The 14,404-nt window shown below is 65.3% G+C and carries 12 protein-coding genes and 1 other RNA gene; 5 read left to right on the plus strand and 8 right to left on the minus strand.

The window, feature by feature from the left end; all coding sequences use genetic code 11:
* Positions 1 to 2 precede the first annotated feature (2 nt).
* From XI09_RS22190 to tkt, 6 genes are all read right to left on the minus strand, one after another.
* A complete protein-coding gene (locus XI09_RS22190) occupies positions 3 to 689 on the minus strand; it encodes a thiamine phosphate synthase (RefSeq protein WP_271568745.1) in 687 nt (228 codons plus the stop codon).
* 3 nt (positions 690 to 692) lie between these two features.
* Positions 693 to 1,718, minus strand: a complete 1,026-nt coding sequence (locus XI09_RS22195) for a class I fructose-bisphosphate aldolase (RefSeq protein WP_271568746.1) — start codon at positions 1,716 to 1,718, stop codon at positions 693 to 695.
* A gap of 263 nt (positions 1,719 to 1,981) precedes the next feature.
* The gene (fba, locus tag XI09_RS22200) at positions 1,982 to 3,049 is read right to left on the minus strand and encodes a class II fructose-bisphosphate aldolase (RefSeq protein WP_271568747.1); all 1,068 of its coding nucleotides are present in this window, start codon (positions 3,047 to 3,049) and stop codon (positions 1,982 to 1,984) included.
* Between the two features lie 54 nt (positions 3,050 to 3,103).
* Complete coding sequence (locus XI09_RS22205; protein ID WP_271568748.1) at positions 3,104 to 4,300, minus strand: phosphoglycerate kinase; 1,197 nt, start codon at positions 4,298 to 4,300, stop codon at positions 3,104 to 3,106.
* A 143-nt stretch (positions 4,301 to 4,443) separates the two neighbouring features.
* Positions 4,444 to 5,451: a type I glyceraldehyde-3-phosphate dehydrogenase gene (gap, locus tag XI09_RS22210; protein ID WP_271568749.1), complete on the minus strand. Its 1,008-nt coding sequence runs from the start codon at positions 5,449 to 5,451 to the stop codon at positions 4,444 to 4,446.
* 170 nt (positions 5,452 to 5,621) lie between these two features.
* Complete coding sequence (gene tkt / locus XI09_RS22215; RefSeq protein WP_271568750.1) at positions 5,622 to 7,637, minus strand: transketolase; 2,016 nt, start codon at positions 7,635 to 7,637, stop codon at positions 5,622 to 5,624.
* A 366-nt stretch (positions 7,638 to 8,003) separates the two neighbouring features.
* On the opposite strand from tkt, the gene XI09_RS22220 reads away from it, so the two are divergent.
* From XI09_RS22220 to XI09_RS22240, 5 genes are all read left to right on the plus strand, one after another.
* Entirely contained in the window at positions 8,004 to 8,324 is a 321-nt protein-coding gene (locus XI09_RS22220; protein WP_020608063.1) for a DUF4164 domain-containing protein, read from the plus strand.
* Positions 8,321 to 8,704 (plus strand): cell division protein ZapA, encoded by a 384-nt coding sequence (locus XI09_RS22225; protein ID WP_092186769.1) that lies wholly within the window; start codon positions 8,321 to 8,323, stop codon positions 8,702 to 8,704. Before XI09_RS22220 ends, XI09_RS22225 begins: the two co-directional genes overlap by 4 nt.
* A 249-nt stretch (positions 8,705 to 8,953) precedes the next feature.
* A non-coding RNA gene (gene ssrS / locus XI09_RS22230) (6S RNA) lies at positions 8,954 to 9,114 on the plus strand.
* A 187-nt stretch (positions 9,115 to 9,301) separates the two neighbouring features.
* Entirely contained in the window at positions 9,302 to 9,898 is a 597-nt protein-coding gene (locus XI09_RS22235) for a 5-formyltetrahydrofolate cyclo-ligase (RefSeq protein WP_271568751.1), read from the plus strand.
* Positions 9,876 to 10,700 carry a TIGR00282 family metallophosphoesterase gene (locus XI09_RS22240; protein WP_271568752.1) on the plus strand — a complete coding sequence of 275 codons (825 nt, stop codon included), beginning with the start codon at positions 9,876 to 9,878 and terminating at the stop codon, positions 10,698 to 10,700. Before XI09_RS22235 ends, XI09_RS22240 begins: the two co-directional genes overlap by 23 nt.
* A gap of 195 nt (positions 10,701 to 10,895) precedes the next feature.
* Here the strand turns inward: XI09_RS22240 and XI09_RS22245 are convergent, their stop codons facing one another.
* Both XI09_RS22245 and XI09_RS22250 read right to left on the minus strand, forming a co-directional pair.
* Entirely contained in the window at positions 10,896 to 12,239 is a 1,344-nt protein-coding gene (locus tag XI09_RS22245) for a c-type cytochrome (protein WP_271568753.1), read from the minus strand.
* Entirely contained in the window at positions 12,236 to 14,404 is a 2,169-nt protein-coding gene (locus tag XI09_RS22250; RefSeq protein ID WP_271568754.1) for a xanthine dehydrogenase family protein molybdopterin-binding subunit, read from the minus strand. The genes XI09_RS22245 and XI09_RS22250 overlap by 4 nt, the downstream gene beginning before the upstream one ends.

Consider the following 14,404-nt stretch of genomic DNA (forward strand, 5'->3'; position numbering starts at 1 on the left):
CGCTAGCCGTGCTCGCCCGCAGGATTTTGGCTTGCGGGCGCAGTCGCATGGGCCTTCTTGATCGCAGCGTCGGCCTCGATCAGCGCGGCCTTCGGTCCGCGCGGATCGGCCCAGATGAACTCGCCGACCAGCACGAAATCGGCGCCGCTGGCAGCGAAGTCGTAGGCCTCTTCCAGCGAGGTCGCAAAGCCGACGCAGGGCGGTTCGAACAGCTCGGCCCACCAGTCCAGCCGCTCGGCAATCGCCTGGGACGACGGCCGCTGGCCCTTCGCGTCGGGCTCGCCGAACAGCAAATAGTCGGCGCCCATCTCGCCCGCAGCCATGGAGTCGTGGCGCGTCGCAAGCCCGCCGACGCCGGCAATGCGATCGGGCTTGAGTGATGGCATCGCCTCTTCCAGCGCGGCGAGGCCCGAGAGGTGCGCGCCGTCGGCGCCACCACGCGCGACCAGTTCGGCATGGCCGTCGATCAGCAGCGCGGCGCCGGCCTTCTGGACCGGCGGCGCGAGTGCCTTGATGTGCGAGGTCATGGTGCGCTGGTCGGTCTCCTTCAGCCGCACCAGCACGGCCGCGACGTCGGCCGAGGCGAGCAGGCCCGGCAGTTCGGCAATAAGCGAAGCCGGGTCATCGACAACAGGCGTCGCGAGATAAAGGCGCGGCGCCGGGCGCGGCGGAGGCGATTTGTTCGACAAGATCTAGGCTGCCTTCTGTTCCAGGCTACTCTGCCATTCGCCCTTGGAGGCGAGGCCGTTCATTCGTGCGCGATGGCTGAAGGCGCGCTGGCCGGCCGCGACGTTCTCGGCCTTGCCAGCCCAGGCCTTCTGCGGCGCAGCTTGCAGCGCGCGGCCGTAGGAGAAGGTCAGGCCCCAGGGCAGCGGGCCGAGCTTGTGCATCGCGTTGAGATGCGCGGTTGCCTCCTCGTCCGACTGGCCGCCGGAGAGGAAGGCGATGCCGGGCACTGCCGCCGGCACGCAGGCCTTGAGCAGCCGTATCGTCTTCTCCGCGACGTCCTCGACGGAGGCCTGCTTCGCGCACTTCTTGCCTGAGATCGCCATGTTCGGTTTCAGCACCATGCCTTCGAGCGCGACGCGCTGCACGCGCAATTCCTGGAAGGTCTTGTTGAGCACGTGCCGGGTTGCGTCATAGCAGCGGTCGATGTCGTGATCGCCGTCCATCAGCACTTCCGGCTCGACGATCGGCACGATCTGCGCGGCCTGGCACAGCGCGGCATAGCGCGCCAGCGCATGGGCGTTGACGCCGATCGCGGTCATCGAGGGGATGCCGCTGCCGATGTCGATCACCGCGCGCCATTTGGCAAAGCGCGCGCCGCGCTCGTAATATTTCTTCAGCCGTTCGGCGAGCTTGTCGAGCCCGACGGTGACTGTTTCACCCGGGCACATCGGCAGGGCTTGCGTGCCTTCGTCGACCTTGATGCCGGGGATGGCGCCGGTCTGCTCGATCAGCTTGACCAGCGGCGTGCCGTCCTTCGCATCCTGCCAGATCGTCTCGTCATAGAGGATCACGCCGGAGATGTACTGGCTCATGGCTTCCCTGGATCGGAACAGCATCTCGCGGTAGTCGCGGCGGTTTGATTCCGTCGATTCCACGCCGATCGCGTCGAAGCGCTTCTTGATGGTGCCGGAGGATTCGTCGGCGGCAAGGATGCCCTTGCCGGGCGCGACCATGGCGGTCGCGATCCTGTTGAGCTCAGTCAGATTCATCGAGAGGTCCTCCCAAAACGATTCTGCCCTTGCCCGTGAAAATAGACCGTTCTCGGGCAATTGCCGAGTTAACGTTCGTCGCAGGGTAAAGGGGCGGGAGGGAATGTCGTGCCACAAGAAAGGTCGTCATTCCGGGATGCGCCGGAAGGCGCAGGCCCGGAATCCATAACCCCAGGCTGTGGTTATGGATTCCGGGCTCGCCGCTTTGCGGCGCCCCGGAATGACGGAGAGGGCGTGTACTGGATTACGCCACCGCGCGATCGCTACGCGACGCGGGGGTCGAGCTCGCCCTTGGCGTAGCGCTTGGCCATCTCGGCGGTGGTCAGGACCTTCTTGATCTTGGAGGCCTGGCCTGCGGTGTTGAACTCCTGGAGCCGCTGCTTGCACAGCTTGGTCATCGCTTCCATCGCAGGCTTCAGGTACTTGCGCGGGTCGAACTCTTCCGGATTGTCCTTGAGCACCTTCCGGATCTGGCCGGTCATCGCCATGCGGTTGTCGGTGTCGATGTTGATCTTGCGCACGCCGTTCTTGATGCCGCGCTGGATCTCGGCGACCGGCACGCCCCAGGTCGGCTTCATCTTGCCGCCATAGGTGTTGATGATGTCCTGGAGGTCCTGCGGCACCGAGGACGAACCGTGCATGACGAGATGCGTGTTCGGCAGCTTGCGGTGGATCTCCTCGATCACGTTCATGGCGAGGATGTCGCCGTCCGGCTTGCGGGTGAATTTGTAAGCACCGTGAGAAGTCCCCATCGCGATCGCGAGCGCGTCGACCCTGGTCTCCTGGACGAATTTCACGGCCTCGTCCGGATTGGTCAGGAGCTGGTCGTGGCTCAGCTTGCCTTCGGCGCCGTGGCCGTCTTCCTTGTCGCCCATGCCGGTCTCGAGCGAGCCGAGCACGCCAAGCTCGCCCTCGACGGAGATGCCGCCGAGATGGGCCATGTCGGTCACGGTCTTGGTGACGCCGACATTGTAGCCCCAGTCGCCGGGGGTCTTGCCGTCGGCCTTGAGCGAGCCGTCCATCATCACCGAGGTGAAGCCGGCCTGGATCGCGGTCATGCAGGTTGCGGGCTCGTTGCCGTGGTCGAGATGCACGCAGACCGGGATGTGCGGATAGATCTCGGTCACCGCGTCCATCATGTGCTTGAGCATGACGTCGTTGGCGTAGGAGCGCGCACCGCGCGAGGCCTGGATGATGACGGGCGCATCGACCTGGTTGGCGGCGTCCATGATCGCCAGCGCCTGCTCCATGTTGTTGATGTTGAAGGCCGGTACGCCGTAATCGTTCTCAGCCGCATGGTCGAGCAATTGACGTAACGTGATCCGAGCCATGTGTCTTTTTCTCCGGTTTGGGCCTTCAGGGCCCGCTAGCTACTTGTCGACTGACTACTTGACGCGCAGGACCTCGACGCCGGGCAGTGGCTTGCCTTCCATCCATTCAAGAAATGCGCCACCGGCGGTCGAGACATAGGTGAAGTCACCGGCCACATGGGCCTGGTTGAGGGCCGCGACGGTGTCGCCGCCGCCCGCGATCGAGATCAGCTTTTTCGCCTTGGTGCGCTCGGCGGCGTGCTTTGCGGCCGCGACCGTGCCGCGGTCGAACGGCTGCATCTCGAAGGCGCCGAGCGGCCCGTTCCAGACCAGCGTCGCCGCGTCGTCGATCGCGGCGTGGACGCGCGCGACCGATTGCGGGCCGACGTCGAGGATCATGCCGTCGGCCGGGATCGCATCGAGGCCGTAGGCGTGGGACGGCGCGTTCGCCGCGAAATGATAGGCAACCGTGGCGTCGACCGGCAGGATGATGGCGCAGTTGGCGGCTTCCGCCTTCTCCATGATGCGCAGCGCGGTCGGCGCGAGATCCTTCTCGGCCAGCGACTTGCCGATTCCGACGCCCTGGGCGTGCAGGAAGGTGTTGGCCATGCCGCCGCCGATCACGAGCGCGTCGACCTTGCTGACGAGGTTTTCGAGCAGATCGATCTTGGTCGAGACCTTGGCGCCGCCGATGATCGCGATGACCGGCTTGGTCGGCGAGCCCAGCGCCTTCTCCAGCGCGTCGAGTTCGGCCTGCATGGTGCGGCCGGCATAGGCGGGCAGCTTGTGGCCGAGGCCCTCGGTCGAGGCGTGGGCGCGGTGCGCGGCCGAGAACGCGTCATTGACCCAGATGTCGCCGAGCTTGGCCAATTCCGCGACGAAGGCGGGATCGTTCTTTTCCTCTTCCTTGTGGAAGCGGGTGTTTTCCAGGCAGAGGATGTCGCCATCCTCGAGTGCCGCCACGGCCGTGGCCGCGGGCTCGCCGATGCAGTCGTCGGCAAACGCAACGGGCTTGTTCACGACCTTCGACAGCGCCTCAGTGACGGGCTTGAGCGACTCCTTGGCGTCGCGTCCCTTCGGCCGGCCGAAATGCGCGAGCAGGATCACCTTGCCGCCCTTGTCGGCGAGCTCGGCGATGGTCGGCGCGACGCGCTCGAGCCGTGTTGCGTCGGTGACGCGCCCGTTCTCCATGGGCACGTTGAGGTCGACGCGCAGCAGCACGCGTTTGCCCTTCACGTCGACGTCGTCGAGGGTGCGGAATTTGTTTGCCATCGGACACTCTCTTGTCCCGGGCACATTACGGCGCGAAGTGCCGCTGTGCCGAACCGGGACCTACGCGGGTGAGACATGGGTCCCGGCTCTGCGGCGCATCGTGAAGCCACGCTGCGCCGCGTCCGGGACACGAGACCTCGAACTTAGATCACCTTGCTCATCGCAACGGCGGTGTCCGCCATGCGATTCGAGAAGCCCCACTCGTTGTCGTACCAGGACATCACGCGCACCAGCGTGCCGTTCATGACCTTGGTCTGGTCCATGTGGAAGGTGGACGAGTGCGGGTCGTGGTTGAAGTCGATCGAGACGTTCGGCGCGGTGGTGTAGCCGAGGATGCCCTTGAGCTGCTGCTCGGAGGCACGCTTCATCGCCTCGTTGATTTCCTTCGGATCGGTGGCGCGCTTGGCGACGATCTTGAGGTCGACGACCGAGACGTTCGGGGTCGGCACGCGGATCGCGACGCCGTCGAGCTTGCCCTTCAGCTCGGGGAGCACGAGGCCGATCGCCTTGGCGGCGCCGGTCGAGGTCGGGATCATCGACATCGCCGCAGCACGGCCGCGGTAGAGATCCTTGTGCATGGTGTCGAGCGTCGGCTGGTCGCCGGTATAGGCGTGGATCGTGGTCATGAAGCCGGTCTCGATGCCGACGAGATCGTTCAAGACCTTGGCAACCGGCGCGAGGCAGTTGGTGGTGCAGGAACCGTTGGAGACGACCAGATGATCCCTGGTCAGCGTGTCGTGGTTGACGCCGTAGACGATGGTGGCATCGGCGCCGTCGGCGGGCGCGGAGACCAGCACGCGCCTGGCGCCGGCGGTCAGATGCGCGGAAGCCTTCTCCTTCGCGGTGAAGATGCCGGTGCATTCCATCGCGATGTCGACGCCGAGATCCTTCCAGGGCAGCTTCGAGGGATCGCGCTCGGCGGTCACCTTGATCTTGCCGCTGCCGAGGCTGATCGAGTCGCCGTCGACGGTGACGGTGCCGGGGAAGCGGCCATGGACGCTGTCGAAACGGAGGAGATGGGCGTTGGTCTCGACCGGGCCGAGGTCGTTGATGCCGACCACCTCGATGTCCTTGCGGCCTGACTCGGCAATAGCCCGCAGGATGTTGCGGCCGATGCGGCCAAAACCGTTAATTCCGACGCGGACTGCCATGTTTCATCTCCTTATGACCGTTCAATGACGGGCTCGATAACGCCTAATCATCCCGCACAACGCGCTATACGCGCCTGCGAGGGTTTTTTAGGGGCGGACGCCCGGTTCGGCCGGGCGATGCTTGATCATATGAGAGACTACGTAGTCCTTTTTTTTGGCAAGCTCAACTCTCAGGAAACGCGCTTCAGCACGGCGTTAACCGCAGCCTCGGCGGTAATGCCGAAATGCTTGTAAAGGTCCTTCGCCGGCGCGCTCGCGCCGAAGGAATGCATGCCGACAAATCCGCCATCCTGGCCGATCACGGCATCCCAGCCCCAGCGCACGGCGGCCTCGATCGCGACCTTTACCGGCGCGTTGCCGATGATCTCGGCGCGCTTCGCCTCTGGTTGCGCTAACAACAGCTCGAGCGAGGGCACCGAGACCACCCGTGACGCGATGCCGCGCTCGGCGAGCTGCTTCTGGGCGGCGACCGCGATCTCGACCTCGGAGCCGGACGCGAACAGCGTCGCCTTGGCTTCGCCCTGCGCCGGAACCAGCTCGTAGGCGCCGGCCGCGCAAGGATTGTCGTTCGGCGCGGTGGTGCGGAGCTGCGGCAGGTTCTGCCGCGTCAGCGCCAGCACGGTCGGGCCGTCGATGCGGTTGAGCGCGAGCTCCCAGCACTCGGCGACCTCGATGGAGTCGCAGGGACGGAACACGCGCATGTTGGGAATGGCGCGAAGCGCGGCGAGATGCTCGACCGGCTGATGGGTCGGGCCGTCCTCGCCAAGGCCGATGGAGTCGTGCGTCATCACATAGACGACACCGGCGCCCATCAGCGCGGCAAGGCGCATCGCCGGACGCGCATAGTCGGTGAACACCAGGAAGGTCGCGCCGTTCGGCGCGAAGCCGCCGTGCAGGAAGATGCCGTTCATCGCAGCGGCCATGCCGTGCTCGCGGATGCCGTAATGGATGAAGCGGCCCTTCGGCGTCTTGGCGGAGAAGGCGGTCGCCGACTTCGCCTTGTTGTTGTTGGAGCCGGTGAGGTCGGCCGAGCCTGCGAGGAACTCCATCGGCATCGCGCCGGCAATGACCTCGATCACGGCTTCCGAGGATTTGCGGGTGGCCGCAACCAGCGGCTTTTCCAGCAGCTCCTTCTTGTACGCGCGCACCGCCTTTGCGAGCGAGGCCGGACGCTCATGGCGCAGACGGCGCTCGAACTCGGCGCGCTTGCGGCTGCCGAGCTCACCGAGCCGTCCTTCCCATTCCTGGCGAGCCACAGCGCCGCGGCTGCCGGCCGCGCGCCAGGCCTTCAGCACGTCCTCGGGCACCGAGAACGGCTCGAGCGAGATGCCGAGATTTTCCTTGGCGGCCTTGAGCTCCTCGGCGCCGAGCGCCTCGCCGTGCACCTTCGACGTGCCGGCCTTGTGCGGCGCGCCGAAGCCGATGGTGGTGCGGCAGGCGATCAGCGTCGGCTTGTTCGACTTCTTTGCGCGGGTGATAGCGTCGGCGATCGCGGCCTGGTCGTGGCCGTCGATCTTCTCGGCGGCCCAGCCGGCGGACTTGAAGCGCTTCACCTGGTCGACGGAATCGGCGAGCGAGGTCGGGCCGTCGATCGAGATGCCGTTGTCGTCGTAGAGGACGATCATCTTGTTGAGCTTCCAGTGCCCGGCCATCGCGATCGCTTCCTGCGACACGCCTTCCATCAGGTCGCCGTCGGAGGCGAGCACGAAGGTGTGGTGGTCGACGATCTTCTTGCCGAACTCGGCGGCGAGCATCTTCTCGGCGAGCGCCATGCCGACCGCGGTCGAGATGCCCTGGCCGAGCGGGCCGGTGGTGGTCTCGATGCCCTTGGTGTGGAAGTTCTCAGGGTGGCCAGGCGTCAGCCCGCCGAGCTGGCGGAACTGCTTGATCTGGTCCAGCGTCATCTCGGCATTGCCGGTGAGATACAGCAGCGAATAGAGCAGCATCGAGCCGTGGCCGGCCGAGAGCACGAAGCGGTCGCGGTCCGGCCAGGCGGGCGCGGCGGCGTCGAATTTCAGGAATTGCGTGAACAGCACCGTGGCGATGTCGGCGGCGCCCATCGGCAGGCCGGGATGGCCCGATTTCGCCTTCTCGACCGCGTCCATCGCGAGGCCGCGGATCGCATTGGCCATGCGGGTGGCATCGACCTGCGTATGGGCCATACGGGTGGCATCGAGCTGCATCATGATGAAAATCCGTCTGGAATGAGGTGCTTGATGGCCCTGTGCGCCGCGCTGGATCGAGCCTGGCGGTCACGGGAGGTTGGGGGCTGGATAGCATCTCGGTTCCGGGAGTCCAAGGCAATCAAACGCCGGTTTGGCCGTAAAAGTTGCTTACGGCATGATCCGGAAAAGCCGCAGCCGCGGATCATGCAGATCCGGAACCAGCCGGCCGGCATGCCGAGGGCCGATCTAGCAGTGCATAGTTTTGCGGCGGCGTTGCGATTTGCTAGCTTGCCACGTAAATTTCTGCTTCTAACCGCTTGCCGAACCGAGTCTTTTGCCGGGCGGCAAGCCCCGATGCAAAGGCCACCAAGGTCCGCCGCTGACCGCATGAACGATCGCGTTTCCAACAGTTCCGCCATGACGGAGTCCTCCGCCGTCGAGATCGAGATCGCGACCCGCAGGCTCATGGCGGCGCTCGACGCACTCGAGAGCGCGGTCGAGCGGCGGCGCGATGCCGATCGCGACGAGAACGAGCTCGCCGCGCGAATCCAGGCACTCGGCGCGGATCGCTCGCGGCTTGCCGATGAGCTCGACGGTGCGCTGGTGAAGGCGCGCAAGCTGGAGCGCACCAATCGCGAGATCTCCGACCGGCTGGATTCCGCAATCGTCACGATACGCTCGGTGCTCGATACCGGAGAGGATGGATGAGCCACATCAACGTCACCATCAACGGCCGGCAATACCGCATGGCCTGCGAGGAGGGCCAGGAGGTGCGGCTGCTCAAGCTCGCCGAAAGCCTGGAGACGCGGATTCAGTCGCTGCGTGGAAAATTCGGCGAGATCGGTGATGCCAGGCTCACCGTGATGGCGGCGCTGACCGTCTGCGACGAGCTGGTCGACGCCGGCAACCGCGTCCGCACCATGGAGCAGGAATTGACCGAGCTGCGGGATTTCCGCAATGCCGCCGTCGAGCGCGCCAGGATGACGCAGAACGCGGTGGTGAATGCGTTGAACGCCGCCGCCGAACGCATCGAGAAATCGACCCAGGTCCTGAACCGGACCGTCGGCAACGGGATCGCGATCGGCTGAGACGTGATGGGTTTTGATCGGAGCCCGGGGTGCGGTTCACCTCTCCCGTAGGGAGAGGTCGGATCGCATCGTAAGATGCGATCCGGGTGAGGGCTTACGGTCCCACCGAATATTGCGGCCCCTCACCCGGATTGCTCAGGCGCGCAATTGCGCGCCATAGCAATCCGACCTCTCCCCGCTGGGGAGAGGTGGACCCCGAGGCCGCGGGTTGGGCTGGTGATTCGTCAGTATCGTTGTTACATTGCGCAGGCGAGGCTGCGACGCGCGTCCGGAGCCATATATCCCCGGGGCCTTATCGATCCTTTAGGGAACTGTCCCTGGCCGGGCCCGTGGGCCCGGACATATGGTGCCCACCTACTTTCGTAGGGAACTCCGGGATCGAGTGCTTCAACGGCGTTCGCGGCTTCGCACTGTTGTTTTCTTCCGGTTCGTGCCTGTCGAAATTGCGCATCAGACTGCGGCGGTTCAGTTCGGTACGATGTCATGCCCCGCGAAAGCGGGGCATCCAGTACGCCGCGGCGTTCGAGTGTGAACACCACCGCCTCTGGAATACTGGATCACCCGCTTTCGCGGGTGATGACCGTGGGGACCCAGCGCATGTCCAATTCGAAAGCCGAACTCCGTGCCAAGGCCCTCGCCAAACGCGACGCGCTGAGCGAGAAGAAGCGCGCCGCCGCGGCCGCGAAGCTCGCCAAGCGCGGGCTGCCGTTCAAGCTGCTGCCCGGCAGCATCGTCTCCGGCTATTCGCCGATCCGCAGCGAGATCGATTCGATGCCGCTGCTGAGGAAGCTTGCCGAGGAGGGCGCAAGGCTGGCGCTGCCTTGCGTCACTGCGCGCGGCCAGTCGCTGGTCTTCCGCATCTTTCATCCGAGCGACCGGCTGATGCTCGGCCCGCTCGGCATTCCCGAGCCGTCGCCGGCCGCCGCCGAGGTCATCCCCGACATCATGCTGACGCCGCTCGCGGCCTTCGACCGCCTCGGCCACCGCATCGGTTATGGTGCGGGTCATTACGATTTCACCTTCGCTCACTTACGCAAGACCAAGCAAATCGTCGGCATCGGGCTTGCCTTTGCCGCGCAGGAGATCGAGGCGGTTCCAGCACTATCCCACGACGTCGCGCTGGATTATGTGCTAACGGAATCGGACGTGTTCGATTTCCGGAGTTCTGAAGTTGCGCATTCTCTTCGTGGGTGATGTCGTGGGGCGCGCGGGGCGCAACGCCATCGCCGACCATCTGCCCGGCATGATCAAGGACTGGTCGCTCGATTTCGTCGTCGTCAACGGTGAGAATTCCGCCGGCGGCTTCGGCATCACCGAAGCGATCTATCATGAGCTTCTCGATGCCGGCGCCGATGCGGTGACGCTCGGCAACCACTCCTGGGACCAGCGCGAGGCGCTGGTGTTCATCGAGCGCGCCGAGCGCCTGGTACGACCGGCGAACTATCCGCGCGGCACGCCCGGCCGCGGTGCTGCGCTGGTCGAGACCAAGAACGGCAAGCATGCGCTGGTCGTGAATGCCTTGGGGCGCGTCTTCATGACCCCGTTCGACGATCCCTTCGCGACGCTGGAGCGCGAGCTCGGCGCCTGTCCCCTCGGTGTCGCGGCCGATGCCATCGTCGTCGACTTCCATTGCGAGGCGAGCAGCGAGAAGCAGGGCATCGGCTTCTTCTGCGACGGCCGCGCCAGCCTCGTCGTCGGTACCCACACCCATGTGCCGACCGCCGACCACCAGATCCTCACGGGCGGCACCGCCTACATGACGGATGCCGGCATGACCGGCGACTACGATTCCATCATCGGCATGCAGAAGGAAGAACCGCTGCGCCGGTTCACGTCGGGGATTCCGTCAGGGCGGTTCGAGCCGGCGGCGGGGGTGGCGACGCTCAGCGGCGTTGCGATCGAGACCGACGATGCAACGGGCCTCGCGCTGCGCATTGCGCCGGTGCGCGTCGGCGGCCGGCTGGAGCCGGCAACGCCGAGGTTCTGGTTGAGCTGAAACCACAAATTCAGCGTCGTCCCGGCGAAGGCCGGGACCCATACCGCGTGATCTATCCATTGCGCGCGGCAGGAGTACCGAACGACGAATCTTCGCCAAACCACTCCCTGTGGTTATGGGTCCCGGATCTGCGCTTCGCTTGTCCGGGACGACAGTGGAGGTTGACGTGCGATCGCGCGTCAATCTCGCCGACCGCTACTCCGCCGTCTGCTGCCTCAACTCCGCGACGTCCTTCGCCGTCAGCTTCGAGCCCTTGGTGCCGAACCGTGCCGTGACGTAGTTCGCCACTGCCGCGATCTCGTCGTCCGTATACGCGTTGCCGAACGCCGGCATCGACAGCGCACCATCCGGCGTATGCCGCTTGGTGCCTGAGATCACGATCTGCGCGACGTTGGTGGCGGCGGGGTCGTTGACGGCCCAGGTGCCGGTGAGTGTTGCCATCGGCGAGACCGGGCTTTCGCCGCTCCAGCCGTGGCAGCTGGCGCAGGCGCTGGCGAACACCTTCTTGCCGCGTGCGTCGGCCGTGACGCCGTCGCGGTGCGAGGCGGGCGCGACCGGCGCCGTGGTGGCAGGCAGGTCGGGCGAGGGCACCTGCGGCACGCTGCGCAAATACGCAACGATGCTGCTTATGTCTTCGGCGGCGAACTGGCTGAAGCTGTGGTCGACAGCTTCGCCCATCGGACCCGAGGCCGAGCCGTGGCCAGGTGCGTGGCCGAGCGACAGATACGAGATCAGATCCTCGTCGCGCCAATTGCCAAGGCCCGTGGCCTTGTCGGAGGAGATGTTGAAGGCACGCCAGCCGGCGGTGATGGCGCCGCCGAACTTCTTGCGATTGTCCAGCGCGAAGCCGAGATTGCGCGGCGTGTGGCACTCGCCGCAATGCGCCAGCGCCTCCGCAAGATACGCGCCGCGATTCCATTCCGGGCTCTTCGACGTATCGGGTGCAAAGCGCGTGTCGGGATTGAACACGGCCGACCAGAAGATCATCGCCCAACGCTGGTTGAACGGGAAGGACAGCGTATTGTCCGGCGCCTTGGCGCGCACCGCCGGCAGGCTGAACAGATACGCCTTCACCGCCAGCACGTCCTCGTCGGTCATGAAGGTGTAGGAGGTGTACGGCATCGCCGGATAGAGCCGCGCGCCGTCATTGCGCTTGCCGTGCTGGACTGCGTTCAGAAAATCCTGGTCGCTGTAATTGCCGATGCCGGTGTCCTTGTCCGGCGTGATGTTGGTCGAATAGAGCGTGCCGAACGGCAGCTTGAAGGCGAGCCCGCCGGCATAGTCCTTCTCGCCCGGCTTAGTGTGGCAGACCATGCAGTCGGCCGCCTTCGCCAGATACTCGCCGCGCTCGACCAGGCTCGCTTTCTCCAGCTTTGCCGGCACGCCGGTGGGCTTGCCGGCGCGATAATCCGCCAGCGCCACTTTCGTGCCGCCGGCAAAGTCGAGCGGGCCGGGCCCGCGGATGATGAAGACGCCGAGCGCCACCGCGACGATGGCGATCACCATGATGCTCGCGAGGATGCGCATCTTGCCGCTCATGCCTTCCTCCCCGCAGCCAGCAGTTTCCGGTCGATCGGCAGGCGCCGCAGCGCCACGCCGGTTGCGGCGTAAATCGCGTTGCGCAGCGCCGGCGGTCCCGCCGTCGTGCCGGTCTCGCCAATTCCGCCGGGCGCCTCGCCGCTCCTAACGACGTGAACCTCGATCTTCGGCGTCTCGTTGATGCGCATCATGCGGTAGTCGTGGAAGTTCGACTGCTGCACCCGGCCCTTGTCGATGGTGATCTCGCCGTAGAGCGCGGCGGTAAGGCCGAAGATCAGCCCGCCCTCGACCTGAGCCACGATCGTATCGGGATTGACGGCGATGCCGGTATCCACCACCGAGGTCGCACGGCGTAGATTGATCTCGCCTTGCTCGTCGACCTCAGCTTCCACAACGGTTGCGATGAAACTCCCGAAAGACGGCTGCAAGCACACGCCGCGCCCGACGCGCGCCGGCAAGGGTTGACCCCAATTGGCTTTCTCTGCCGCAAGATTGAGGACGGACAGGAAGCGTGGTTGATTGGCCAGCATTCCACGGCGAAACTCGACCGGGTCCTTGCCCGCCTTGCGCGCCAGTTCGTCGATGAAGCATTCGACCGCAAACACGTTGTTGTTGGGCCCGACCCCGCGCCAGAACCCCGTTGGTATCGCCGGCGGTTCGGCCCGCACATATTCGACGTGGACATTCGGGATGTCGTAGGGCACGTCGGTGGCGCTGTCGATCGCGTCAATATCGATGCCCTTCTGGAAGGCCGGCGGCAGCCAGCGCGCGATGATCGCAGCGCCGGCAATCTTGTATTTCCAGCCGACGATCTTGCCGGCCGACAAGGTCGCTGCGATCGTATCGCGATAGACCGGTCGATAGATGTCGTGCTGAATGTCCTCCTCGCGGGTCCACACGACCTTGACCGGCCCGTCGACCTCTTTGGCGATGCGAACGGCCGCGACCACCATGTCAGGCTCGAGCTTGCGGCCGAAGCCGCCGCCCAGCAGGTGATTGTTGACGGTCACCTTCTCGACCGGGAGCCCGGCCGCCTTTGCCGCCTCCGACTGCACGCGCGCCATGATCTGCGTTCCGGTCCAGATTTCGCAGGAATCGGGCGTGCAATGCACCGTGGCGTTCAACGGCTCCATCGTTGCGTGGGCGAGAAACGGCAGCTCGAACGAAGCTTCGAGTTTTTCGCCGCTCGCGAGGCCCTTGGCGATGTCGCCGGTGGATTTGGCGACCACGCCGTCCTTTGCGCTGGCGGCGCGCAAATCGTCCCAAATCGCTTTCGAATTGATCTTCGCGTTCGGCCCCTCGTTCCACTCAATGTCGAGCGCGTCCAGGCCTTTTTTCGCCGCCCACATGTGATCGCCGACGACGGCGACAAGATCGTCGAGCACGACGATCTTCCGCACGCCCGGAATCTTCTTCGCGGCACGATCATCGACCTTGCCGACCTTGCCACCGAAAACCGGGCACTGCGCCAGCGTTGCGAACTTCATGTTCGGCACGATGGCGTCGATGCCGTAGACCGCCTTGCCGTTGACCTTCTCGGGCGTATCGAGCCGCTTGAACGGCTGGCCGATATAGACGAAATCCTTGGGGTCCTTGAGCGGGACGTCCTTGGGCGGCGTCTGGCCGCTCGCGGCAGCCGCAAGCGCGCCATAGGAGAGCGTCCGGCCGCTCGCCTTGTGGGTCACCTCACCCTTCGACGTCGTGCAACTGGCGGGATCGACGTTCCATTGCGCAGCTGCAGCCTGCACCAGCATGGCACGCGCGCTGGCGCCGGCTTCACGCAGCGGCTTCCAGAATGCTCGGACCGATGTGGAGCCACCGGTCGCCTGAATGATGAAAATCGGATTGCCGTAAAGCTTCTCGTTGGCCGGTGCGTGCAGCAGTTGGACTTTCGACCAATCCGCGTCGAGCTCTTCCGCCAGGATCATCGAGATCGCAGTGTAGATTCCCTGTCCCATCTCGACCTGCGGCATCACCAGCGTGGTCGCACCTTCAGGGTCGATGCGGATGAAGGCGTTGGGTGCGAACTTTCCGTCGGTCGCGTCAGGCGGCTGCACCGGCTCGTTGACGGCGGCGCGCAGCGGCAGGTGGAAGGCGAACAGGAAACCGGTGGCGAGACCCCCGGTCAGAAGCGTGCGGCGGGAAACGCTGTTGTGTGCATTCAT

Origin of the sequence: Bradyrhizobium sp. CCBAU 11386, from assembly GCF_028128955.1 — a bacterium.
GTDB lineage: Bacteria > Pseudomonadota > Alphaproteobacteria > Rhizobiales > Xanthobacteraceae > Bradyrhizobium.